The sequence below is a fragment of the Paenibacillus sp. ALJ109b genome (assembly GCF_010747435.1).
Classification (GTDB): domain Bacteria; phylum Bacillota; class Bacilli; order Paenibacillales; family Paenibacillaceae; genus Paenibacillus; species Paenibacillus taichungensis.
Genome location: NZ_JAAIFP010000017.1, coordinates 160,881 through 184,442, shown reverse-complemented (window position 1 = coordinate 184,442; position 23,562 = coordinate 160,881). Strand labels below are relative to the sequence as shown.

Here is a 23,562-nt window from a genome sequence, read left to right as displayed (position 1 = left end):
GAGATAATGCCGTAGCCAAGCGGCATTAGATTGACGATACCGAGTGAACTTATCGAATATCAGGCAGCTGAAGCACCGGTCCAAGGTGACTTTGGCTGTCTTTTATTTTCTGTTTTTTGGTAAGGAGTCAGTGGTGAGTTGACTCAAGATTGGCAAGGGTGGGTACAGATTGAGTGTTGGGCATGGTAAAATTTGCGTAGAATGATATTAAAATTGATGTATTAACCAAATCAATCGCAGGATCGGATGGTTACATAATCGTTATATGGAAAAGGAAAAGGAGAATACGTTGGACATGTTAATCGCTTCATATCGTGAACAGGATCATGACAAGTTGGTTGAGATTTGGGAGAAGGCTGTTCGGGCAACACATACGTTTTTGGAAGAATATCACATCCAGTTCTATAAAAAAGTAGTGAGCGATGTGTTGCAGCAAAGACAAGTTGAGGTATGGGAAGCGCTGAATGCTGACAATGAACCCGTTGGATTTATCGGTTTGGATGATAACTTTATTGAGATGTTGTTTGTAGATGTCAGTCAGCACGGACAGGGTCTGGGACGTCTTCTGATCAACCATACCCTTAACATCAAAGGCCGTCACCTCAAGGTGGATGTCAATGAGCAGAATGCTGGAGCAGCCCGATTCTATGAAAAAATGGGATTTGTACAAATTGGTCGTTCCGAGTTGGATGGTTCCGGTAATCCATTTCCGCTGCTGCATCTGGAGATCAAGGCAGATCAGGCTGCAAGATAATCATCGGCGGACCACGAAACAGGAGAATATGACGAAGAGGAGCGTGCAGGATGACACAGATTAAGGTAACACCGGAACAACTGGATACAGTCAGTGGGCAATTCGCCCAGGCCCATCAGCAATTGTCGGGGTTTATGTCCACATTGGATAGCCAGATCCGTGTCATGCGCAGCAATTGGGACGGAATGGAGCGGGAGCGCTTTTATAACGATTATGCAGCGGCTCAAGGTACAATGAAGTCTGTCCTTGAGCTGGTCTTGTCCATTCAGTCGGAGCTCAAGAAAATTGCTGAGCGTTTCCGCACCACAGATGAGGATGTTGTGAACAAGGCTCTTATGGTGGCTTTGGCTGCGGCACAGACTCTTACGTCCCTCGGTAAAAATAAAGGTGATGGCCCGGGCAAAACGTCATCAGGTTCTCCGGAGAATATGGAGGATTGGGATAAGAAGGGCGCCGAGGATTACAAAAACTATGAGGAAATGTTGAAGAAAGCCGAGGAAATGGGTGACGAGAAACTGGCGCAGCAGCTTCAGGCCAGCATGAACGTTATTCGGCTTCAATATGAGGACGAAATCTACCAGACTGATCCGAACACGGGTAAGACGGTGAAGATTACCGAGGATTCGATTGTAGGTACGTATCAGGTTAAAAGCGACAAGGGTGAAACGACCAGCATCAGCCTGGATAAACAGGGCAATGTAGTGGATTACAACAAGGATACGAAAAAATATGAGTATTGGGACCAAACCCATACGACCAGTCAAGGGGAGCATCTCTTTGGCAAAGGAGCACAAACGGCTACAGCTTATGGAATCGGCCTGCTGTTGACCAGCAAGAGCGGATCTGCCTTTACAGAACATGCGACAGGGCTCGGTTCCTCCTTTGTTGCGGACAAGTTCCTGTTCTCCGTGCCAGAAGAAGGCGAGACGCGTACGATGATTTACCGAACCAATAAGGATACGGGCAAAATCGAGAATATGATCGTGGTCACGCGTGGCGACAACGATATTGAATATATTCCATGGCGTGAGTATAACTAAGCCACGGTGCCAAGCCTTGTAGCCTCCATTCGGATACAAGGCAGATATAACCGAGGGCGGGCACATAGTGAGCCTGCCCATAAACAAACACCCGCACAACCTTCATCACAGGATGGCAAGGTTGCGCGGGTGTTTGTTGTTTGGCTTACCGTCCAGCCAAGGTCAGGTGACCGGGCCAGTAAGGGGGCTTTTTTTGCCCATAGATTAGTGTGTCTCTTCGTCCAGAAAAGGTTTGTTCACCGCATAATACATGAAGCCCATCAACAGTACGCCGCCCACCAAATTGCCGAGCGTCACCGGAATCAGATTATGAATAACCCCTCCGAATGAGATCGTCCCCGGATGGTTCAGTACCAGCGCAATCGCAAACGTACACATATTGGCGACGCTGTGCTCATATCCCGAGATGAAGAAACAGAAGACAAAGAGCATCATGGCGAACATTTTCGCGCCATTCTCCTTCATGAACATCGGTACAAAGAACGCCAGACATACGAGCCAGTTACACAGAATGCCCCGGAAGAAGAGCTGCATGGCCGGAGCTTCCATCTTGTGCTCTACGACACTCAGCAGAAAACCATTCACCTGAGATGAATCGAACAGACCCGTCAGGTAGATTAACAAGGCAAATACCGCCGCACCCATCAGATTTCCACTGTAACTTGCAATCCACAGCTTCACCACTTCGAACCATTTCAGTTTCTTGCGTAAGGCGGCATAGGTGTAGTAGAACGTATTTCCTGTGAACAAATCACCGCCACCATAGGCGATCAGAATAATTGCCGCGCCGAACGTGAGGGCCGCCATAGGGTATGTAAAAGGGGAATCCTCCATATAAAAGAAATTGCCCGTCTTGAACGCCACGATGACGCCAAACCCGATAAACATGCTGGCGAGCATGGAGCGTGCAAGGTACCTGATCAAGCTTTGTTTGTAAATCTTGTGTTTCTTCAGCGCCAGCTTCTCTACGTTGCGTAAACCTTCCGTTTCCATAATTCGCCCCCAATAGCTAAGTTGAATAATTGCATAAACTTACAAATCTCACCAAGTTCTTTTCATTATAACGAATTTTGAGGCAGATACACGTGATTTCAGAAAAAGAATGTAAGAAAGCGCAATGTGAGTTTTACGTGAATACGTATTATATGAACTGATATTATTTATTTTTTCATAATTTATTTGCACCTATTTCAATCCGATGGTCAATCCTTTTTTCATTTAACTTTTTGATCCAATGTTAACTGAAGTGAGGGTGAAGAAGGCTTTAGTAAGCACCTTTTAATTGGATAAAATGTTAGTTTTTTTGTTCAGAATTTGTTCAGAAAATCTTGATAAACTATGTGCCGAAAACGAAGTTTTTGGGGAGGAACAAGCATGAATCAAGATTGGAAAAAATTACTACTCACTTCAATTGTAGTGGGCATGCTGTGGGGAAATCAGATCGTCAACGCAGCCGATCAAACGGGAGGAGTAGCAAATCATATATCATCGGTCTTTACAGATCAAACCGATATCCGTTCCACTTCCTTGCAAGCGGTTCAGGAAGCGGTAAAACAAGGATTAATTGCGGGATATCCTGATGGCTCCTTTCATCCGAGGAAGCATTTGACTCGGAGAGAAATGGCCGTATTGCTGGCTAAAGCATCCCATTTAACACTTGATAAACCATCGCAATCGGTTCGGAATAATTCAGACTGGGCTGCACCTTATATTGATGCTATTCGAAAAGTAGGCTGGATGACTGGAGATGCATCCGGTAATTTCCGTGCCAACGATCCAATTCGACGGGAAGAACTCGCTTCCATCTTGGTAAGAGTTACAGGAGCACAAGGAATAAAGGGAGGTCAACAACAGACACTTTCAGATGAATCCATGGTAAGTAGTTGGGCCAAAGAGCAGGTACATACTGCATTAAAGCTTGGATTGTTGGAATCCAGTGAAGGAAGGTTCAGTTCCAAAGCTTTGGTGGAGCGGCAAGATATTGCCGGCATTCTGGTAGACGTTTTTCAAACGGGAGAGAGAACAGCTTCTCTGACTAAATTGGACGGAGATGTTGCCTACATCGACGGGCGTCCTTTTGTAATTAGTAAAGAGCTTCAAAGTATTTTGAATGATGGGAATAAAGATGCATTACAGAACGCTGTGATCACTTATGATACTCGAACACGTAATCTGTCTTCCTTGTCGGAAATTCAGATTGTTCAAGCAGGGACGGTTAAAGATCCAGTGACATTGGATCTGAAAGGTTCATCTTATAAGGGCGTGATTTCAGTCTCGGCGGATCATGTTGTTTTGAAAGCCGATACATTGCCACAGGTTGTCTTCAAACCAGGTTCGAGTGAAGTGACAATCGAAGGGGACATCGACGAAGTAATCATAAACACCACTAACAAAGTTAACGTTCAGGGAAGTGGGACGTGGAAACAGATTGTAATGAAAGATGCGAAGTCTGTTATTCAATTGCCTGAGACTGTAAAAACGGACAAGGTTATTCTTCCAAAGGGAGGAGCATCAACACAGATTATCCGCAGTACACCGACTGTAACGACACCATCCAGTAATACGTGGACTAGCAACTCTAATTCAGGTTCAGGCGGCTCATCAGGACCATCCACACCAACACCTGAACCAGAACCACCTGTTGTCATTGGACCTCCGTCTCCCGAGAATCAACCGCCGGTTGTTCAATCGACCATCCCCGACAAAATTGTATTTTTGGGAGAGGGTGCACAAGAGATTGATCTGAGCACTGTTTTTACGGATGCGGATGAAGATGAACTCAGTTATGAGATTTCAGAAATCGATCATAACATTGCTACTGTGGATATTCAGGGTTCAACATTGAGAATCCAGCCTATTGCTTTAGGTAATACGACGGTTACGGTGAAAGCTACGGACGGAAAGGGAGGAAGTATAACAACATCCTTTGGCTATTTTGTGAATCCGTTCGTTATAACCCCACCGATACCGCCAGTTATACCACCGATTGTACCGCCGCTACCTCCAATAAACCATGCTCCTGAAGTGGTGAAAACACTGCAAACTGTAGAAATTGAATTGGGTGCTGTAAGTGATCCGATAGATTTAAAAACTATTTTCTCAGACCCGGACGGAGATGAACTGACCTTCGTTGTATCCTCATCCGATAATCAAGTCGCGAGTGCTGATATTACAGACAGTATGATGTCACTGAATTTCTATTCTGTTGGATCTGCCACGATGACTGTAACTGCCAAGGACAATATCGGTGCAGCAGTGAAGAGCGAGTTCACTGTCGAGGTCAAAGCCCCTGTAGTTATTAATCATAAACCTACGGTAGCAGGGCAGATTTCTAAGTTGAATGTAACTTTGGGAAAGGTTAGCGATACGGTAAGCCTGGCTGGCGTGTTCGAAGATTCAGATGGAGACATTCTGACGTATACGGCAGAATCTTCGGATTCCAATGTAGTAGATACCAGTGTGCAAGGAGAAACATTGACATTGGGCTTCAAGAACGTTATTGGTTCAGCTACGGTTACGGTCAAAGCTACCGATCCTGATGGTGAAGAAGCTGAGACCACATTTACGGTTAACGTGGAAGACCCGGATGCAGGAAAGGGATTATTTATTTCTGAGGTAGTCTGGGGTGAGGAGTTCAATCAGGCAATTGAGTTGTATAATCCTACATCCAAACCGCTTAACGGAGGGGATATCACAATTGTACGCAGTGATTCCAATACTCCCATTACGCTGGACTCAGGCACAATCATTCCATCGAATAGTACGTTGGTTCTCGCAGAAGAGTTTAGTGAATTTTCAGATGAAGATTATTATTATTTGATTTTGGATCTGGTTGAGAATACGGAACCGGTAACGTTGACGCTATATTACAAAGGGGAAATCATGGATACGGCAGTTATTGTACCTGCTCAATCTTTGACAAGAAAATGGGACACTGTTCAAGGTGACAAGGTTTCTTATGAGCCATCCGAATGGAGCAATATCGGAGAAAACAATTATGATAACTTGGGCAAATTCGATTCTTTAATTACTCCTTAATTTCGTTTAATTCAACAGCAGATACAGAAGGAGAATACTAATGCGAAAAATGAAAAGAACAGCACAATTAGCCATGATTGCATTGCTCTTAAGTAATACTGTTCCAGTTGCTGCACAGAGTCGGGATTCAGCAGATCAGACGATAACCACATCTAGCATATCTTCAGGCTTCAATGCTACAAATCAGTTAAATGATTCGATGAATAAGGCTGTAGGCATGGGGTTCATCAAAGGAGATCCGGATGGGAACCTTCGGGCGACCGATCCGATCACCCGCCAGGAACTGGCGGTTGTTCTTGCGCAGGCTCTCGGACTAACAACAAGTAAAAAAGTTTCAGAGCCATTTGCAGATGTGAACTCAACTAGTTGGTCAGCACCTTCCATTCAAGCAGTGAAGAAGGCTGGTCTTTTGCAGGGAGATGCAAAAGGGTATTTCCATCCACGAGCGGAGATTACCGGACAGGAATTGATCACCGTTTTGGTGAGAGCAACGGCTTATACTACACAAGGTAATCAAATAGAGTCACTTCCTTTGGAATGGAAAGGGGCAAGTGCGTGGGCGGCTCCTTATATCCAAGCTGCTGAGAAGGCTAATCTTCTAAGTGAATATCAGGGAGAGAATAAAGTTAAACAAGGTCTTGTTCGGGGCGAAGCCATAGGTATGATGTTGTCAGCCATCTTCCCAGAAACCCGCCTGTCTGTGGTTCAGTCAATCCATGGAAGCCAAGTTCAGATCAACGGAGTTGTCTATCAGATATCTGAACAAGTGGCAGGTCTTCTGAATGAACGTGACAAGGCTGTACTTGATCAGGCTGGTATACAGTTTAAGAGCCAAGATAATACAATTACCGAAATTAACGCCTTGGAAATTAGAAAAGGCGGAAAATCAGCACAGACAGGAGAGGCGGAATTCAGCCGTAATCTGTTATTGAATGCTGGGGAAACCACATTGAATGGGGATCTGACGATTAAGGCGGACTTCACTTCGGTACAAGGGCTTAAGATCAAAGGCAAACTGACGATAGCACCAGAGATGGAACATGATTTCTATGCCAAAAATATAAAAGTCGAACAATCTATTTCAGTTCAGGGTGGCGACAGCAATACCGTTGTGTTCGAAGACTCTGTTCTAAACAATGTGAATATAGATAAAAGTGATGTACATGTGGTGCTCTCGGGCAGTACGAATGCTCAAGAGGTTAGCATTGAATCCGATAGTACTCTTGAAATTGCAAACACAGCTGAGCTGTCTTTGCTGAACATTGTAGATGGCGCAAGTAAGGTGGAATTGCAGGGAACTGTAGATACGATCAAGTTGAATACGTCACAGCCTCTGCAACTTAACGGTAATGTCAGCCTGCCACAATTAACGGTAGATGGGGTTGGGGCTGTTAATCTTAATGTAGCGGGCACCATTCAACAACTTCAGGTGAATAATGCAGCAGCACAGGTTAATATAACAGGGAATATTAAGGTTGCCGACGTTTCTCTGGCTGCTGGAGTACCATCTTCGGCCGTAAGTGGAAACACCGGAACAGTAACTTCGAATGCGGCATCTTCTTCGTCAGGTGGAACGGGAGGGAGCGAAACAACTCCTGTTGTTGCCAATCGATCACCTGAACTGCTGAAGCCATTTGAAAATCGCAAGTTTACGGCAAATGGTCAGGGTAAGACGTTAAACCTGAACGACTATGTGACTGATCCGGATGGTGATTCAATAACGTATACGGTTGCTTCGTCCAAATCCTCAGTAGCTAAGGTTGTGCTTAGTGGATCAAATCTCGAAATTATACCCTTGGAACATGGTACAGCCACAATAACTGTGTCCTCGAATGATGGTCGCGGCAAAAGGCTGAGGTCCACATTTGACGTCAACGTGAATGCACCACCTCTTCCATCACCGATCCCGGATCAAAAGCTTGTAGCCGGGTCAGGCAGCACAGATGTCCATCTCATGGTCTATGTTATGGATGATGAGAAATATGAATCGGAGCTGCTTTACAGTGTATTGAATAGTGCCCCGGAAATCTTGGATACGGAGATCGTAAAATCGGAATATGGGCAATCTGTATTGAGGTTAACGCCTAAAAAGGCGGGCGAAGTTGTTCTTAAAATCAAAGTGGATGATGGGCAAATCGCAGATGATGGCAGTACGGGAGTTACAGAACTCGACATGAGGGTTGTTGTTCTTCCACCACTGAATCGTGCGCCTATGGGAGAAGCTCCATCGAAAATAGACGTCTATCTGGGTGATGACATCCCTGTAGTGAAACTGAACGAGCTATATACTGATCCAGATGGTGATGCTTTAACGTATTCAGCAGCTTCATCCAATTCAGATGGAGTTACTGTGGAGGAAAATGCAGGTGAGTTGAAGTTAACTGCTCTTCAACTTGGAACTTATACCATATCGTATTCCGTAAATGACGGCAAGGGTGGAGTAACAAGTGGAACATTTGATATTAATGTAGATCCTGTACCGAATTTGAATCCGGTAGGACAGTCACCTAGTTCGATTAACGTATACTTGGGTTTCCTACCAGATCGAATTCCATCTGTTAACTTAAATGATTATTATAGTGATCCAGACGGTGACCCACTTACATTCAGCGCCAGTTCATCTGATCCGGATGGATTAATAGTGGAGGAAGTTTCCGGAGTACTGAATTTGACTGCTTTGAAATTTGGAGAATATACCCTTCACTTTTTGGTAGACGATGGTAGGGGTGGTTTCATTTTAACTGCATTTCAGATAAGCGTTAACCCTAAACCTAATGCTTCTCCAGTTCTTACGAGTAATCTACCTGCTCAAACGTTGTTTCTGGGTAGGGAAGATATTGTAATTGATCTCTCACAATATTTTAGTGATCCTGATGGAGATGTATTAGAATTTCAAACGCCAATTGACTTTAATAATTTCCTGATCGCAGAGATGAACATTCTAGAAAACAAGCTGATTATTCATCCCAAGCGAGTTGGTCAATTTCAAGCTAACATTATAGCAAAAGATGTATATGGCAAAGACGCAACAGCCTCTATTGATGTGGAGGTCTTAGAATCAGGAAGTATTGGTTCGATCCCGGATCAAATAATAACGTGGCCTTGGTCGACTTTGGATATAGATCTTACTCCGTACCTATTGAATTTTGACATAAGTACTTTAACGGTTGATGCCTCTTCTGGAGACGTCAATATTGCGGAAGTTTCTACCGCTGGCCCAAAGGTATCTGTCGCTCCAGTTGCGGAAGGACAGACAACCGTGACGTTGTCGGTTTATGATCAGTCTGGACGAAGGGAGCAGGTATCCTTTGGCATGACCATACAAGGCGAGCCTGCTGGACCTAATATATCACCAGAGGTTGTAAGCAGCATTTACGAACAAGTGTTAACACCAACGGTAACGAATGATCGTACGTTTGATCTGAGTCAATTGTTTAGTGATCCCGATGGAGATTCGTTACAATTTGCAATTAGCAGCAGTTCGAGCGAAGCAGTTAATGCAAGCATTAATGGTAGCCTGTTAACCTTGAAGCCGGGAACAGGTAATGCAGTAGCCCCATTAACCCTGACGGCGAAGGATGGAAAAGGTGGAGAGGCAGAGTATTCCTTTAATGTTCGTACCGCTTCTCTGGTGAATGCTGGAGTGATGCAGATCAATACGAAATCAGGGGTGCAGGATGCTCTAACCTATTCAACCTCGAATTTGTTCCCGGGACAGACAAGTTTCAAACTATATAGTGGCACACCAGATTCGACGTTTACGGGACCAGATACGATGAATACGACTCAAATTCCTTTAACCGCATCTCCGTTGTACTTCTGGATTATTGGAAATGATGGTAGAGCCGTGGTGGTTAAGGTCAATTCGCTTCCACAAGGCTCACCCGAGTTGTTCTTCTCTCAATACATGGATGCAGGAGATGGACGTAGTGTTGTCCAACTGTACTATACTGGTGACGGTAATCCGTCTCACAAGGCAACAGGTTATCAAGTGGACGTGTATCAGTGGATGAAAAAGACGTCAACGATGAAGGTGACGACGAAAAATGTATTCGATGTTATTCCAGGTATGCCCTATATAAACATCAATTATATTTTTTACGACTTTTTTGATATCACTTCAGCCACGTACTACAACGATGAACTGGAATTGTACAATCCGAATGAGTACAATGTGGTTGCGTTGGTTCTCAAAAAAGACGGACGAATTGTGGACGTTTTGGGAGATCCATCCTCGCATGATCAATTTATGCCTGCTGGTGGGACATTTATTCGCAAACGTGGGATTTACACGGGTTCACAACAGTTTTCATTAACAGGTGAATGGAACGAGCTCCCTAAAGGAACTTTACAGTACGTGGGTAAACATACGCCGTAGAGTTGAGGGTAATAAACCAAGAAATACAGTTTACTAGGTAGTATGTTTCATGAATGATATTAAAAATCCTCCATGCTCTGAACTTGAGTATGGAGGATTTTAATATTTAACCGGAGATGGATACATATAGGATCTGAGAATCTCGATCTTCAGTTCCTCTGTACGTTCGGACAGATTTCGTAGCAGCTTTATCACTACCTTGCTTCGAATGCAGTACCCGCTTCGCGGAAGAGCCAAAATCAGGATCGAATTGAAGTGACTCTAATGCGGACTTGGCACCAGAAACATGTTGATGTGCAACGAGAATAGCGAAGGCCGCTCCTTTGACCAATATGTAGGCACCCCCCTCCAAAACCTCCTGAGCCAACTTGATCTCGGTTTCTGTAATGGGCAGAAGAGCGAGGGTTTGCAAGACATAATTCTGTACATCCTCATCTTCTTCTGGATTACGAACAAGTTGCGCGGCAGTATGAAGGATTTCACCCAGAAGAGCAGAGGAGCCTGTCATACCAAGAGCGCGCCATGCTTCGATGCGTATGAGATCTTCTTCGTGTGGATCCATACCAATATTGAGAACTTGCTGAGTAAGATGGTTATCCGTCAGTTTAATCAGATCACGAAGTGCCTGCAGTTTTTCTTCTCCACTGACAGCGTTAAAATCAGTCTGTTCATTGTTGTTATGATTCATATCAGACATATCCGATCATTCACCTCCAGAAGTATGTTAGGGCTGGGGCGGAAGAATGATTGGATTAGCAGCCAGCGCTTCCTCAACAATCTGTTCGGGTGTCAGATCTCGATCATCCCAGAAAATCAGATTGCTGATCTCTGCATGAGGCAATTGCTGCTGTAGCTCGGTGAGCATGTCATCCAGCTCATCTTCGGTTCCTTCCGCATTCATCAGCTTGCGAACTAATTCGACCAAGTGCAAATGATTGGACATATCGATACCTCCTGAATGATTCATAGAGTGAATAATTTAGTCTTTCATAGGTTGATCCAATGGATCATACGTAACGATCACTGGTAGAAATTTGGGCTCAAGCATCAGGGTAATGAGCTGATCGTTTTGATCAGCATAAGAAATGAGATAGCTTCCAAAATGAGATTCATAGATGAAATCCCTGTATTGAAAGGAGCGTTCCGGATACTTTATGTTTACATATAGCATAGTTACCCCTCGGGCAAAGGTTGCTTTCAACATAGGAATTTGGGCCAAAAGTATAATTGCGACCAGAACAATGGCTGTACGTTTAGTGAGACGGGTCAGATGGATTCCCCCATTAGAAAATGATTTTTACCAATTAATGAAGGTCCATCTAAAACCAGATATCACTCCACGAGTATAGCAAGATTGCCAAACTGCTCTCCCTTTTCCATACGTTCGAATGCTTTCGCTGTGTCTTGTAGCGGATATATGCTATCGATCACAGGATGTAAATTGTGTTCTTCCACCCATTGCAGCATCTGGACAAACTCTTCACGGCTGCCCATGGAGGTGCCAATCAGGCTAATTTGTGGGAAAAAGATCGAACGTATCGGAACATTCAGATCATCTCCAGAGCTTGCGCCATACATCACGATACGGCCACCTGGTCTGATTATATCAAAATATTTGGGGAACATGGCTTGTCCGATGCTATCCAAGATGAAATCGACAGGATCAAGATCGTTCTGCAGATTCCAGTCTGCATGACTGTCCAGAGCTTGGAAAGCGCCCAGACGCAGAGCCTCATGTCTCTTGGCTTCACTTCTGGATGTAACGGTTACCTTGGCACCCACGGCTACGGCCATGAGCAGGGCATAGGTCGCTACACCGCCGCCAATACCGGGAATGAGGATATGTTCATCCTGCTTAAGTCCGCCACGAGTGAATAAGGCGCGGTATGCTGTCAAAGCCGAAAGGGACAACACTCCTGCTTCCGCCCATGATAGATGAGAGGGTTTGGGCAAGGCATTTTTAGCAGGCAGCGTAATATATTGTGCGAGAGTTCCATCCGTAGGGCCTCCTACAATATCGGGCACAATGGGCACGTCTACTGCGTGGTCCCAACCGAGAGTAGGGTGGATAATGACCTCATCACCTACAGATAAGTCCTCTACACCTTCTCCAATCGCTATGATTACACCTGCTCCATCGGAACCAAGAATGAGTGGTGTGTCCTGGAATGTACGTCCTGCCATGATGAACAGATCACGATGGTTAATGCCGGCGGCGTTTAACTGGATTTTCACCTCACCATATGCAGGCGTTCTATCTGCAAAATCTGTATATTGCAGACCTTCAAGGCCGCTTTGGCCGGAATGTATCATGGCTTTCATTTTCAAAAAGTTCCTCCCTGTCTAGATCGAAATTCACTACTGAGCCTCATTGTACAGATAGGGCAGATTCACGTAAAATGAACAAAAATGAATGTCAGTATCAATTCAGATAATAGATAACAAGCAGGTGATCAGGGCATGGATGCAGGAGATTTAAAAATATTTCAGGCGGTTGCCCGCGAAGGCAGTATCAGCAAAGCAGCAGTAGCGCTGAATTATGTGCAATCCAATGTAACAACACGAATTAAACAGTTGGAAGATCAGCTGCAAGTACCACTGTTTCATCGCTCCAACCGAGGCATGTCGCTCACACCAGCGGGTGAGAATTTGCTGGGATATGCGGATAAAATATTACATTTATTATATGAAGCGGAGCAGGCAACGCAGATCGGAAATCGACCTGCAGGGATGCTTCGTCTTGGTGCGATTGAGACCGCAGCCTCCAGTTATCTGACGCCGCTGCTCGCTGAATACCGTTTATGTTACCCCGAGGTGCAACATTCGTTAATTACAGGGGGGACACATGAACTCAATCAGAAGGTCATTCAACATGAGCTGCATGGAGCTTTGATATATGGCCCGATCGACCACCCTGAGCTGAACTATATGAAAGTGTACGACGAAGAATTGGTACTGATTGCCGAACCTGGAACCCATGAAGTGCATGATTTATTGTGCAAACCGATGTTGTTTTTTGAAGTAGGCTGTACCCATCGCGCGCAGGCAGAAGCCTTTTTGAAAGATCAAGGCGTGCACACCCTCAACGTTACGGAATACGGAACACTGGACACCATTATGAATGGCGTATCTGCGGGAATAGGTGTGTCATTGCTCCCACGATCCTCGGTTACGAAAGCTGAAGGGAGAGGCGAGGTTACAGTGTTACCTTTGCCTGATCCGTATTGCAGGTTGGAAGTAGGATTTGTGCATTCCCGGAGTGAGCATCAATACGGAGCGCTGGGTGCACTGGTCCAGATGATAACGAACCAAAAAACCAGAACAATAAAGGAGTAAATAACCTTGGAGAATACAGAGTTAACATTAGCGGAAGCTTTTAATCAGGCAGAGTTTATTATAGGTGGTCACGGAAGTCGTAAAGTCAAAGTACTTCAGAAAGCGCTGGAGCAGGTGGATGGGGAACAGTATAGTGATCATTATGGCAACGGTAAAATCATTGATCAATTCCAGCAGCAGATGGCTGACGTTCTGGGCAAGGAATCGGCTGTATTTTTCCCCAGTGGTACGATGGCACAGCAAATCGCCTTACGTATCTGGTGTGACCGCAAAGGCATCAAGCGGGTAGCTTATCATCCTTTATCTCATCTGGAAATCCATGAGGAAGACGGACTGAAAGAGTTACATCAGATTGAATCCATTTTGCTGGCGGACAAGGACCGACTGATTCGATTGGAAGATGTAGAGGGGATGAATGAGGAAATTTCCTGCCTGTTGCTTGAACTACCTCAACGCGAGATTGGTGGACAATTGCCTGCCTATGAAGAGTTGGAAGCAATCTCGGCTTATTGCCGTGAACGTGGAATCAAACTTCATCTGGACGGGGCACGCCTGTTCGAAATCACGCCTTATTATCAGAAGACACCCGCCGAGATTTGCAGTCTGTTCGATAGTGTCTACGTGTCTTTTTACAAAGGCATTGGAGGAATCGCTGGGGCCATATTGGCAGGAGATACGGATGTTATGCAAGAATCGAAAATATGGAAGCGTCGGCACGGCGGCGATCTGATCGGCCTATATCCATATATTCTTAGTTCTCAATATTATTTCAATGAACGGATTGGCAAAATGGGGCTTTATTATGAGCAGGCGAAGGAACTTGCTTCCTTGTTAAATGCGTGTCACGGTATACGTACATTGCCAGAAGTACCCGTCTCCAATATGTTTCACGTACATTTTCCTTTGGCTCAAGCCGAGGTGGAGGGTATTCTGGCATCCATGACTCAGCAATTCGGGATAGGGATTACTTCATACTTGCAGCAGACCAGTGCTCATAGTTGTGCCTTTGAATTGTCAACGGGGGATCGATATCAGAATGTACCCAAGGACAAGCTGCATTCAGCGCTACAATGGCTGGATGGAGAACTACGGAAACATGTGAACTAAAATAAAGCTATGCGTATTCTGCCTTATCCACTTGCTGGATAGGGCATTTTTGTTGCAGGAAAAGAAAGATAGCTGACGAAAGGTACTTTAATGCAGCAATAACAGCAATAATGCAGCTTCCGGTATCATCGCGTCGTTAATAGTGAACATATTCGTGGAACACAATTTCATTGATTTTCATTTATAGAGGAGGAGTTCAAGTGAAGTCAATAAGTTTGGAGCCCATTCGTGATCTTTTGGTGGAAGCTTACAATACAACCATGGGAGAAGGGTGTACTCCTGAAACGCAACAGAGCATTGAGGATTTTGAGCAAAAGCATAACGTGAAATTGCCCGTAGCGTATCGTGAGCTCTTGCTTGAATTTGGTGCATGCAACTTCGGCGATCCTGCCTTGTATTCGGTGAAAGAATTGAATTGGGCATATCCCGAGTTCCTGGATGTATACCGTGAATATGAGAAGGAATACGAGTTGCCCGCTGAGCTGCAACCATTTCCAATTGGTGGATTTGGCGAAGGAAGCATTGCTATACTGGATCAAAATTCTGGCAAGGTCCTGATGTTAATCCACGATGCGGGAGAACTTCCTCTTCGTGAGATTGCCGTGGACTTTAATGAATTAATGACGATGCTGGCTGAATCAGCTGTTTGGGTTCAGGAACAGATGAAGTAACAGGCTAGTCGGAAGGGAAGTAAACCAGGCATATGGATATTCGAAAATTACGATACTTTATCACCGTGGCGGAGGAGCTTCATTTCCACCGTGCGGCTGAGAAATTAAATATGACGCAGCCGCCGCTGAGCCAGCAGATTCAGAATCTGGAGGAAGAGCTCGGCGTGAAGCTATTGGAACGCACGAAAAAAATGGTTCGTCTCACGGCAGCCGGTGCCGTATTTCTGGAACAGGCGAGGCTGATCATGGCCCAACTTGAGCGATCCATCCAGCTTACGCAGAAGGCTGACCAGGGCATCATTGGACATTTAACGGTTGCTTTTGTGGATTCGGCTTCGGGGAGTATTATGGTCGATGTGTTGAGAAAATTCCGTGCGGCGTACCCGCAGATTGAACTTACGTTGCGTGAGATGACCTCGTCCGAACAATTGCAGGCACTAGCAGATGGACAGATCCATATTGGATTTTTGCGGTATCAGGATCACAACGGACATTTGTCGTTCCGGGTCTGTCAGACGGAAACATTAATCGCAGTGCTGCCAGACCATCACCCTTTAGCTTCACAGACTCAGGTGTCAATCACCGAGCTGGCGGACGAAGATTTTATTTTATTCCCGCGGCATCTGGGCTCTCCGTTCCATCGTCTCGTTCTGGATTATTGCAGGGAGCATGGTGTAGATCCTCGTATTACACAGGAAGCCATTCAGATGTACACGATTGTGAATCTCGTGGCAGCGGGCATGGGCATCTCCATCGTTCCTTCTTCAGTAGATGTGTTCGAGCGGAGGGGTGTGGTATTTCTACCACTAATAGAAAGTCCGCCCTCCGTACCGTTGTACACAGCATGGCGGACGGACATGAATCAGGAAGTGATTTCCCGTTTTATGAATATTGTAGATGAATGTATTGATGAGGAAAATAAGTTGAGCTAAAAATGATTTACACTTTCACTACGATGACAGAACAACCTTCCAATCGGAAAATCTGGGGATAAGCGTATGCTTTCGAAGTAGCTTTCTTGTAGAAAGCTTGTAGCTTCGCTTTTTCAGGTTTTTTCTGTCCTCTCCGTTGTCGTGTAAATGATTAGTTCAACTTATATAGTATGTTTAGAGTAGTTTAAGAAGAGCTACTAACCCGTCTTGGCAGGATCTCTTTCAATCCATTCATCTAATATTTCATCAATGCGGGACAGGATGTCCCGATCCAGTTGAACACCAGAGGCTTTCACATTCTCAAGGACTTGCTCTGGACGGGATGCCCCAATAATGACGGATGACACATACGGATGCTGGAGAACCCAGGCGACGGCGAGTTGAGGCAGCGTCAGCCCGATCTCTTTCGCCAATGGAATAAGTTGCTGCACAGCAGTCAAAACGTCGTCACGTAACCACCGACCAGCAAGATTGTTGAAAAAGGGTGCTCCAGCCTCGGCAGCTGCACGTGATCCGGCTGGCAGCGCTTCGTGCGGAATATATTTACCAGATAGTATGCCCTGAGCCAGGGGAGACCATGTAATGTGGCCCAGACCTGCTTGTGTACTTGCTGGCACAACTTTCTCCTCAATAACACGCCATAACATCGAATACTGTGGCTGGCTTGCAATAAAAGGCACGCGATGCTCCTTAGCTAATGCGGAACCTTCTTCAATCTGAGCCGCAGTCCATTCGCTAACTCCAATATAGTGAACCTTGCCCTGACGAACCAGATCGGCAAACGCAAGGAATGTTTCCTCCAGCGGCGTATTTGGATCATAACGGTGAGCATAATAGACATCGATATAATCGGTTTGCAATCTTTGCAATGAAGCGTTGCAGGCCTCAAAGATATGTTTGCGGGAAAGTCCTCTGTCGTTGCGACCTGAGCCAGTTGGATGACAGACTTTGGTGCACAGCTCAATACTTTCTCTTCGGATCTCCTTTAGAGCATGTCCTAACACAGTTTCTGCCTTGGTGTTGGAATAGACGTCTGCCGTATCAAATGTCGTGATGCCTGCCTCCAAAGCAGCTCGGACACAAGCTTTTGCGGTTCCATCATCCACTTGTGCTCCATGTGTAATCCAGTTGCCCAGTGAAATCTCACTGACGGTTAGACCGCTGTTTCCCAATTTGCGATATTCCATTCGTGACGCCTCCCTAAGTAATCTGGACTCCATTGTAGCAATGGCAGATTAATAGGTGAAATATCTTTTAACCCCATCTTTAATATGAAAAAGATATCATTGAGTTTTCTCTTGTAACGAAAACGTATGGTTAAACGTGCTCATTGTTCCTGCATGTATTTGCGATATAAGGCTGGCGTAATCTCCTCGAATTTCTTAAATATTTTGATGAAATAACCCGATTCATTGAACCCCAGTTCATCACTGATCTGTGACACGGGCATGTCCGTAACTTCCAGCAATTGCTTGGCCCATTTGATTTTGAGTCGTGCAATATAAGTCGTGAAGTTCTCACCTGTTTCCTTAGCAAACAGCCTGCTGAAATAACTTGGACTCAGGTGGCACAGATCGGCCATTTGTTTAAGCGAGACTTGCTCACTCTTGTGACTGTGGATATATTCAAAGGCAGGTTGGAGCACCGGGCTGGAGCTCTCTGTATCACTTGGACTGTTTTTAAGATAGGCATCTGCAATCGCATTGGTCATTTCTTTTTTGATCGACTCAATATTACGGATGGAGTATCCAGGCAAAATAGTGGACAGATTCAGAGACTCCTGATGACCCGAAGCTTTCTCGAACATTTCCACCAGCAAATTTTTGTTCAGTGCTTCCTCCACGATGTAATTACAGAGTAAAGAAAGCATGTTGGAAATTTTCACAACCTCTTCATAGGTCATGACAGGCAACTGGTCATAATCGTCCTGTAATTCCTTTAGCTTTGCAGCATGCATAGGCACGTTCTTGGACGTGACGATCTGTTCCAGTTCCGTACCTTTCTCCGGGTCAGCGAGCTTTACCTGTCCTGCCATTACCGCACCGATATATTTCCCATCAATCGTGATTGGAATCGCAATATCCACGATATTGAAATGACAAAGATAAACATAAGGCTCATTCAATCTAACGGCCTCCAGACCACCGCGAGAATCACATTTTTGGCAGTAGGGGAGCAGTTCGGGATCTTTGCGAACATTTTGGCAAAAGGCCTGACAGCTGCTATGGCTGGTTACGGGAATGCCTTTATAATCAACGGTTAGAATAGCCAGCTTGGTCACAGTGGCAAGAGAATCCTGTAGACGCTTCCATTTATTCAGGTCGAGGATTTTATTGATGTGCAGATATTCTTTAATCATGGGTGGAACCCTCCATAGCTAACCTGATGAATGATTTCGTTCGTTAAAAGTTAGCAAGTTGTACATATTAAGATGAGTTAATGACGGGTAATGTATAGATGATGTCAAAAATTAACCTATCGCATGACAATAAGATACCATGATTCCGTTGAAAAGCAAAAAATTACGATTGCAAATTATAATAATTTGTTATCAAAGTCCACTGTAAACCTCACATGCATGGTATATATTTAGGTTAATGTGAGTATTTAAAATTTAATGTTTAAGTTCATCCAAGAATTACATCAGATAGCCTTGTTGAAGGTATGGAGGTCACTTATGCAGCAAACGAAAACGAACTTATATCATCCATAGGAGGTTTATATCATTATGAGAAAAGCTTTTATTAGTCCAACGAAATATGTGCAAGGCGAAGACGAATTGTTAAACCTCGGTTACTTTGTGAAATCTTTTGGTGAATCTGCATTGTTAATCGCACATCCGGATGATGTACAGCGTGTAAAAACGAAGCTCGATGCAACGGCACAGAAATTCAATATTACGTTTGTTGAAAGCGGTTTTAGAGGAGAATGTTCCCGGGACGAAGTTGCTCGTCTCCAGGAAATTGCGAAAGAAAAAGGATGCACATGTACGATTGGTCTCGGTGGCGGTAAAGCGATCGATGCAGCCAAATGTGTGGCAGAAGGCGAAGCGCTAATCATCTGTCCTACCATCGCAGCAACGGATGCGCCAACAAGTCACTCTGCTGTGTTGTACACGCCGGAAGGTGCTTTTGATGACTACGCTTATTTCAAACAAAGCCCAAGTGTTGTTCTCGTGGACACAACGGTTATTGCAAACGCACCAACACGTTTCCTTGTATCGGGTATGGGTGACGCGTTGTCTACGTACTTCGAAGCAAGAGCTACAGCGAAGTCGTACTCTCGTGTGAACGCAAGTCTGCCGATGGGTTCCCGTGAAGGATACACGCCATCCGCAGTAGGTACGAATGCAGCACTTGCTCTTGCAAAACTGTGTTATGAAATGCTGCTGACTGATGGATTGAAAGCAAAAGTAGCTAGTGACAGCAACGTCGTGACTCAAGCGCTGGAAAACATCGTTGAGACAAACATTCTGTTGTCTGGACTTGGATTTGAAAGTGGCGGTCTGGCTGCAGCACATGCGATCCACAACGGTTTGACTGTTCTGGAGGGTACACATCACTTCTTCCACGGTGAAAAAGTATCATTTGGTACGATTGCGCAACTCGTCCTTGAAAATGCACCAACCGAAGAGCTGCATGAAGTCATGGACTTCTGTCTTGCAGTGGGACTGCCTGTAAGCTTGGCGGATATCGGTGTAGATACCATTACTCAGGAAGAGTTGTTGAAGGTGGCTGAGATCGCATGTATTCCGGAAGAATCCATTCACGCCATGCCGTTCCCGATTACTGTTCCTGAAGTGGCTGCTGCCATTGCGGCGGCTGACCGTATCGGACGGGACTACAAAGCAGCTCGCCAGGAGGCGAAATCATGAAGAAAATCATCAATCAGGCTGAAAATGTTGTCATGGAAATGTGCAACGGGATTGCGCTGGCGCACCCGGAGCTTGAATTTTTGAAAAAATATAAGGTCATTAAACGCAGAGATATTAATGGGGATAAAGTCAGCCTCATCAGCGGCGGTGGCAGTGGACACGAACCGGCTCATGCGGGTTATGTAGGTAAAGGCATGCTGGATGCTGCGGTCTGTGGAGATGTATTCGCATCCCCTTCCCAGATTCAGGTATACCAGGCGATCAAGGCCACAGCCAGCAATAAGGGTACGCTGCTAATCATCAAAAACTACAGCGGCGACATGATGAACTTCAAGAACGCGGCGCATCTTGCCGAGGAAGATGGCATTGACGTGCAATATGTACGGGTTGAGGATGACATTGCTGTTCAAGACAGTCTGTATACGGTAGGACGCCGCGGCGTTGCCGGAACCGTACTGGTGCACAAAATCGCTGGAGCCGCAGCCGAAGAAGGCCGCAGTCTGGCAGAGGTGAAATCCGTTGCCGAGAAAGCAGCGCAAAATGTACGCAGCATCGGATTTGGATTCACTTCCTGTACCGTGCCTGCCAAAGGAACACCGACATTTGAAATCGCTGAAGATGAGATGGAATTCGGTGTAGGAATTCATGGTGAACCAGGCATACGCCGCGAGAAATTGGTATCTGCGGATGAGCTTGCAGGACGCATGGTTGAAGCACTGCTTGCAGACATGAAGCTGGACAACGATGCTTCCGCTGAGATTGCTGTGCTCGTCAATGGCTTTGGCGCTACACCTTTACAGGAGCTTTATCTGCTCAACAACTCGGTTCAGCGTGAGCTTGCACAACGTTCAGGTCTGGGTGTAGCCACTACGTTTGTTGGCAATTACATGACGAGTATCGATATGGCAGGCGCATCGGTAACTATCCTGAAACTGGACGATGAACTGAAAACGTTGTTGTTCAAGGAAAGTGATACACCTGCTTTCAAAGTGTCTGGTCCTCCAGTAGCGCAAGTGGCATATTCCGAAGCGTTGGAAGCCGTCGTGACTGAAGATGCGCCTGTATCCTATGAAGTGGAGACACCTGCAACGTCTGCGGTGATCAACAACAATCAATTCTCCCTGGATAATATCGTCTACCTAATCGATAAGATGAGTGAGATCATTATCAAGAACGAAGTACCGTTCTGTGAACTGGATTCCCATGCGGGTGACGGCGACTTTGGCATGAGCGTAGCGAAGGGCTTCAGACAACTCAAACGCGAATGGAACCATATCGTGAACGAAGAGAAAAAGAATATCGGTTCATTCCTCGATGCATGCTCTCTTGTCATTATGGAATACTGCGGCGGTGCATCCGGCCCAATCTGGGGTTCGGCATTCCGGGCAGCAGGCAAAGCCGTTGGTGACAAGCAGCAATTGAACGTTGCAGAATTCGCCGACATGATGCAGGCGGCAGTGCAGGGGATTCAGTCTACAGGTGAACGCTCTTTTGGACGTGGAGCCGTAGTGGGCGACAAAACTTTGATTGACGCACTTGTTCCTTGTGCAGACTCATGGACGCAAAGTTCGAAGTCTGGAGATGACTTCAAAACGGCGTTTGCCAAGGGTGCAGAAGCGGCAGTAGAGGGCGCGAAGAAAACAGAAGACATCGTGGCACGTATGGGCCGCGCGGGTGCTGTTGGTGATCGCAGTCTGGGCTACCCGGATGCTGGCGCATATGCGCTGGGTGTTATTTTCACAGAGCTATCCGAGTCAATGAAATAAATATGGAGTGCAACGAGATTACACTTGGCCACTCCGATTGCAGACTATACTTGATTTAGACACTCAGGAACTAAACAGACAGAAAACCTTTCGATCTCTCTTGCCCCCGGATTTCAATGATTTTCCCCTGAAGGGAGAAATCCGGTGATAAAGGAGCACGCTCCGCTTCTTCAGGTCCTTTCTGTCTGTTTCGCTCTTGTATCTATACCAAATTAATATGACTGCATCTCCGTTTTGGTGTAATCATAGGTACAATCCATATCCAACGTTTCATTAAACGTGGATAGTGGATATTAAGTAAGGAGACCGCTCTGTAGCTTGGCTTGCAGAGCGGTCTTTTTGATATGGAAAACGGAGATGTGGGGCGGGAAATTTGGCTTGGCGGTTCCAGATAGTGTAATCTGGAGAGTATGGATAGCCATTTGAACGAGAAGGGATCGGGATGATTCGATGACGCAAAAAATCTATTATGACTCCGCGTACACACGGGAGTGGCATACACAAATTACAGGCAGAGTGGACAAGGAAGACGGTATATATGTCACGCTGGCAGAGACTGCTTTTTATCCGCATGGGGGTGGACAGCCTTGTGATCTGGGGCAGATCGGTGGCATTGATGTGTTGGATGTGATTAGTGAAGATGGTGAGGTGCTGCACAAGCTGGAGCGTGCGCCGGAGCAGAATGACGTGGATTGCCACATCGATTGGCAGCGCAGATTCGATCATATGCAGCAGCATAGCGGGCAGCATTTGCTGTCGGCTATTACGCTGAAGCTGGCAGATGCGATGACGCTCAGCTTTCATCTGGGGACAGATTATATCACGATTGATGTGGCCGCAGCCGAACTGGAAGCGAACCAACTGGCTGCAATTGAAATGGAGGTCAATCAGCAGATTTACCGGAATGCCAGAATCAGCAGTTCCTGGGTCACGGCGGAAGAAGCGGCCAGTCTGCCGCTGGTGAAGCAGCCTTCCATAACTGAAGATATTCGCATCGTGGAGATCGAGGGTGTGGAATATAACGCTTGTGGTGGAACACATGTGTCAGCCACTGGAGAGATCGGGATTATTAAACTGTTGAAAACCGAGAAAGTGAAGGGCGGCACCCGGATTTATTTTAAATGCGGATACCGAGCACTGAATGAGTTCAACGCCGCGCAAAGCGTGCTGACCGGAATTACAGCCAAATTGAAGACCAGCCGGGAAGAGCTTGCGGATCGGATCGACAAAATGGAAGCAGAACAAAAGCAGCTGCAAGCAGAGCTGAACGCTGTAAAATCTTCCAATGACGCTTATTATGCGCAAGAGCTTTTATCTGCACGGGAAGGGCTTGTCATTGCTCAAATCTTTGAGGACAAATCGCTCAAGGATATGCAGAGTCTGGCGACCAAGTTGACATCAGAACATGAGGGACTTGTACTCTTTGTGAGCATCTCGGAGGCCAAAGTTGTATTGGCACAGAACGGGCAGCCGCCGGAGTGGGCTTGTGGACCTTTCTTCAAAGGCAATCTCGGAGCCTACCAGGGCAAAGGTGGCGGTAGCGACAAGATGGCTCAGGCGGGCTTTGCCAGCAGCGAAGATGCGCTCGCATTTTATGAATTCACGAAGGACCAACTGGGACATCATTAATCTACCTTCCCGCTGATCGATATGGATTGGACTCGAT

At 45.8% G+C, this 23,562-nt stretch carries 18 protein-coding genes; 11 read left to right on the top strand and 7 right to left on the bottom strand.

Features of this window, described 5'->3' with window-relative positions; all coding sequences use genetic code 11:
• The first annotated feature begins 265 nt into the window (after nt 1-265).
• Together G3352_RS18590 and G3352_RS18585 are read left to right on the top strand one after the other, a co-directional pair.
• A complete protein-coding gene (locus G3352_RS18590) occupies nt 266-754 on the top strand; it encodes an acetyltransferase (protein ID WP_449008195.1) in 489 nt (162 codons plus the stop codon).
• A 50-nt stretch (nt 755-804) separates the two neighbouring features.
• The gene (locus G3352_RS18585) at nt 805-1,794 is read left to right on the top strand and encodes a WXG100 family type VII secretion target (protein ID WP_163758696.1); all 990 of its coding nucleotides are present in this window, start codon (nt 805-807) and stop codon (nt 1,792-1,794) included.
• A gap of 204 nt (nt 1,795-1,998) precedes the next feature.
• On the opposite strand, the gene G3352_RS18580 is transcribed toward G3352_RS18585, so the two are convergent.
• On the bottom strand, nt 1,999-2,787 hold the full coding sequence (locus G3352_RS18580; RefSeq protein ID WP_053784134.1) for a formate/nitrite transporter family protein: 789 nt from the start codon (nt 2,785-2,787) through the stop codon (nt 1,999-2,001).
• 381 nt (nt 2,788-3,168) lie between these two features.
• Here G3352_RS18580 and G3352_RS18575 point away from each other — a divergent pair, with 381 nt between their 5' ends.
• Nucleotides 3,169-5,832: an S-layer homology domain-containing protein gene (locus G3352_RS18575; RefSeq protein ID WP_163758694.1), complete on the top strand. Its 2,664-nt coding sequence runs from the start codon at nt 3,169-3,171 to the stop codon at nt 5,830-5,832.
• Nucleotides 5,833-5,872: 40 nt separating this feature from the next.
• On the top strand, nt 5,873-10,210 hold the full coding sequence (locus G3352_RS18570; protein ID WP_163758692.1) for an S-layer homology domain-containing protein: 4,338 nt from the start codon (nt 5,873-5,875) through the stop codon (nt 10,208-10,210).
• Nucleotides 10,211-10,316: 106 nt separating this feature from the next.
• On the opposite strand, the gene G3352_RS18565 is transcribed toward G3352_RS18570, so the two are convergent.
• The 4 genes from G3352_RS18565 to G3352_RS18555 all read right to left on the bottom strand — a co-directional run bounded on the left by G3352_RS18565 (nt 10,317) and on the right by G3352_RS18555 (nt 12,532).
• On the bottom strand, nt 10,317-10,907 hold the full coding sequence (locus G3352_RS18565; protein ID WP_163758690.1) for a hypothetical protein: 591 nt from the start codon (nt 10,905-10,907) through the stop codon (nt 10,317-10,319).
• Nucleotides 10,908-10,934: 27 nt separating this feature from the next.
• The gene (locus tag G3352_RS18560; RefSeq protein ID WP_240343133.1) at nt 10,935-11,153 is read right to left on the bottom strand and encodes a hypothetical protein; all 219 of its coding nucleotides are present in this window, start codon (nt 11,151-11,153) and stop codon (nt 10,935-10,937) included.
• 36 nt (nt 11,154-11,189) lie between these two features.
• Nucleotides 11,190-11,414 carry a hypothetical protein gene (locus G3352_RS30920; protein ID WP_205524928.1) on the bottom strand — a complete coding sequence of 75 codons (225 nt, stop codon included), beginning with the start codon at nt 11,412-11,414 and terminating at the stop codon, nt 11,190-11,192.
• A gap of 128 nt (nt 11,415-11,542) precedes the next feature.
• The gene (locus G3352_RS18555) at nt 11,543-12,532 is read right to left on the bottom strand and encodes a zinc-binding dehydrogenase (protein ID WP_163758686.1); all 990 of its coding nucleotides are present in this window, start codon (nt 12,530-12,532) and stop codon (nt 11,543-11,545) included.
• 138 nt (nt 12,533-12,670) lie between these two features.
• Between G3352_RS18555 and G3352_RS18550 the strand changes: the two genes are divergently transcribed.
• The 4 genes from G3352_RS18550 to G3352_RS18535 all read left to right on the top strand — a co-directional run bounded on the left by G3352_RS18550 (nt 12,671) and on the right by G3352_RS18535 (nt 16,256).
• The gene (locus G3352_RS18550) at nt 12,671-13,546 is read left to right on the top strand and encodes a LysR family transcriptional regulator (RefSeq protein WP_163758684.1); all 876 of its coding nucleotides are present in this window, start codon (nt 12,671-12,673) and stop codon (nt 13,544-13,546) included.
• A 6-nt stretch (nt 13,547-13,552) separates the two neighbouring features.
• Nucleotides 13,553-14,653 (top strand): threonine aldolase family protein, encoded by a 1,101-nt coding sequence (locus G3352_RS18545; RefSeq protein WP_163758682.1) that lies wholly within the window; start codon nt 13,553-13,555, stop codon nt 14,651-14,653.
• A gap of 200 nt (nt 14,654-14,853) precedes the next feature.
• A complete protein-coding gene (locus tag G3352_RS18540; protein ID WP_163758680.1) occupies nt 14,854-15,324 on the top strand; it encodes an SMI1/KNR4 family protein in 471 nt (156 codons plus the stop codon).
• Between the two features lie 32 nt (nt 15,325-15,356).
• A complete protein-coding gene (locus G3352_RS18535) occupies nt 15,357-16,256 on the top strand; it encodes a LysR substrate-binding domain-containing protein (protein WP_163758678.1) in 900 nt (299 codons plus the stop codon).
• 197 nt (nt 16,257-16,453) lie between these two features.
• On the opposite strand, the gene G3352_RS18530 is transcribed toward G3352_RS18535, so the two are convergent.
• Together G3352_RS18530 and G3352_RS18525 are read right to left on the bottom strand one after the other, a co-directional pair.
• Nucleotides 16,454-17,443, bottom strand: coding sequence for an aldo/keto reductase family protein (locus tag G3352_RS18530; RefSeq protein WP_163758676.1), 990 nt, complete (start codon nt 17,441-17,443; stop codon nt 16,454-16,456).
• Nucleotides 17,444-17,583: 140 nt separating this feature from the next.
• A complete protein-coding gene (locus G3352_RS18525; RefSeq protein ID WP_063566033.1) occupies nt 17,584-18,615 on the bottom strand; it encodes a PocR ligand-binding domain-containing protein in 1,032 nt (343 codons plus the stop codon).
• A gap of 369 nt (nt 18,616-18,984) precedes the next feature.
• Between G3352_RS18525 and G3352_RS18520 the strand changes: the two genes are divergently transcribed.
• The 3 genes from G3352_RS18520 to G3352_RS18510 all read left to right on the top strand — a co-directional run bounded on the left by G3352_RS18520 (nt 18,985) and on the right by G3352_RS18510 (nt 23,525).
• Nucleotides 18,985-20,130, top strand: coding sequence for a glycerol dehydrogenase (locus G3352_RS18520; protein WP_163758674.1), 1,146 nt, complete (start codon nt 18,985-18,987; stop codon nt 20,128-20,130).
• Nucleotides 20,127-21,896, top strand: coding sequence for a dihydroxyacetone kinase subunit DhaK (gene dhaK, locus G3352_RS18515; RefSeq protein ID WP_163758672.1), 1,770 nt, complete (start codon nt 20,127-20,129; stop codon nt 21,894-21,896). The genes G3352_RS18520 and dhaK overlap by 4 nt, the downstream gene beginning before the upstream one ends.
• 450 nt (nt 21,897-22,346) lie before the next feature.
• Nucleotides 22,347-23,525 (top strand): alanyl-tRNA editing protein, encoded by a 1,179-nt coding sequence (locus tag G3352_RS18510; RefSeq protein WP_163758670.1) that lies wholly within the window; start codon nt 22,347-22,349, stop codon nt 23,523-23,525.
• The last annotated feature ends 37 nt before the right edge of the window (nt 23,526-23,562 follow it).

Excerpts from the sequence above, each read along its gene's own strand:
- G3352_RS18525 (WP_063566033.1), bottom strand. The coding sequence starts at position 18,615 with ATGATTAAAGAATATCTGCACATCAATAAAATCCTCGACCTGAATAAA.
- G3352_RS18570 (WP_163758692.1), top strand. The coding sequence starts at position 5,873 with ATGCGAAAAATGAAAAGAACAGCACAATTAGCCATGATTGCATTGCTC.
- G3352_RS18555 (WP_163758686.1), bottom strand. The coding sequence starts at position 12,532 with ATGAAAGCCATGATACATTCCGGCCAAAGCGGCCTTGAAGGTCTGCAA.
- G3352_RS18520 (WP_163758674.1), top strand. The coding sequence starts at position 18,985 with ATGAGAAAAGCTTTTATTAGTCCAACGAAATATGTGCAAGGCGAAGAC.
- G3352_RS30920 (WP_205524928.1), bottom strand. The coding sequence starts at position 11,414 with ATGTTGAAAGCAACCTTTGCCCGAGGGGTAACTATGCTATATGTAAAC.
- G3352_RS18510 (WP_163758670.1), top strand. The coding sequence starts at position 22,347 with ATGACGCAAAAAATCTATTATGACTCCGCGTACACACGGGAGTGGCAT.
- G3352_RS18575 (WP_163758694.1), top strand. The coding sequence starts at position 3,169 with ATGAATCAAGATTGGAAAAAATTACTACTCACTTCAATTGTAGTGGGC.
- G3352_RS18590 (WP_449008195.1), top strand. The coding sequence starts at position 266 with ATGGAAAAGGAAAAGGAGAATACGTTGGACATGTTAATCGCTTCATAT.
- G3352_RS18560 (WP_240343133.1), bottom strand. The coding sequence starts at position 11,153 with ATGTCCAATCATTTGCACTTGGTCGAATTAGTTCGCAAGCTGATGAAT.
- G3352_RS18565 (WP_163758690.1), bottom strand. The coding sequence starts at position 10,907 with ATGTCTGATATGAATCATAACAACAATGAACAGACTGATTTTAACGCT.
- G3352_RS18585 (WP_163758696.1), top strand. The coding sequence starts at position 805 with ATGACACAGATTAAGGTAACACCGGAACAACTGGATACAGTCAGTGGG.
- G3352_RS18535 (WP_163758678.1), top strand. The coding sequence starts at position 15,357 with ATGGATATTCGAAAATTACGATACTTTATCACCGTGGCGGAGGAGCTT.
- G3352_RS18530 (WP_163758676.1), bottom strand. The coding sequence starts at position 17,443 with ATGGAATATCGCAAATTGGGAAACAGCGGTCTAACCGTCAGTGAGATT.
- G3352_RS18550 (WP_163758684.1), top strand. The coding sequence starts at position 12,671 with ATGGATGCAGGAGATTTAAAAATATTTCAGGCGGTTGCCCGCGAAGGC.
- dhaK (WP_163758672.1), top strand. The coding sequence starts at position 20,127 with ATGAAGAAAATCATCAATCAGGCTGAAAATGTTGTCATGGAAATGTGC.
- G3352_RS18580 (WP_053784134.1), bottom strand. The coding sequence starts at position 2,787 with ATGGAAACGGAAGGTTTACGCAACGTAGAGAAGCTGGCGCTGAAGAAA.